This is a genomic window from Streptococcus sp. E29BA (assembly GCF_041807805.1).
Lineage (GTDB): Bacteria > Bacillota > Bacilli > Lactobacillales > Streptococcaceae > Streptococcus > Streptococcus entericus.
On record NZ_JBGTZA010000073.1, the window covers coordinates 1 to 722 of the forward strand.

1 protein-coding gene is annotated in these 722 nt (G+C 39.9%); it reads right to left on the bottom strand.

Going from position 1 to position 722, the window contains the following annotated elements; translation table 11 throughout:
* Positions 1 to 335: 335 nt before the first annotated feature.
* Positions 336 to 722 (bottom strand): signal peptidase I (lepB, locus tag ACERC8_RS09950; protein WP_373659704.1); only part of this gene is annotated, 387 nt, incomplete at its 5' end.

Consider the following 722-nt stretch of genomic DNA (forward strand, 5'->3'; position numbering starts at 1 on the left):
TAGACATAGAGTTCTCCTGTTTTCTTTAGTGTAGAACACTTTATAAATTCTGTCTAGTTTAGTGTAACCGATTCACTTCCTGGGTTTCCTGCTCTTGAGAACTTGGGGGCGGCGAGATACTTGTCGAGGTTGTTGTCTGATTCGCATTGTTACCTTCCAGTGTAATGGTAGGTAAGATTAAAAAATACGTTGTTAAAAATGTCGTCAGTATAGCCGTTGCCCAAAAAGCACTTTTCCAAAACGGACGGTGCCGATAGGTTTTTAACGACTGGAGCACCCACTTATACCATGTTTCCAATGAACTTCCTCCTTTCTATTTGTCTGTTTATTATCGATTATTTAATCGTCCCAATTTCTTGCAAAGGCCAAACCCTAAAAATAATTTTTCCGACGATTTGTTCTTGTGAAATCCCACCAATCGACGTATGCCTAGAGTCCAGAGAGGTTGCACGGTTATCTCCCATAACAAAGAGTTGACCGTCTGGCACTTGATAAGGGTAAGTCAGATTTGTTTGCCCAAGAGATTGCTCCAAAATATAGGGTTTATCTAATTTTTTCTGATTCACATAGACATCACCATCGCCGTTGATGTCAACCCAGTCACCAGACTTGGCGATGACGCGTTTGACCAAGATTTTATTATTGTGATAAATTGTAAAATATAGTGCAACAAAAAAACTCATAGCGTTTCTGTCGTGTAAACTGTACGTAACCACACTACC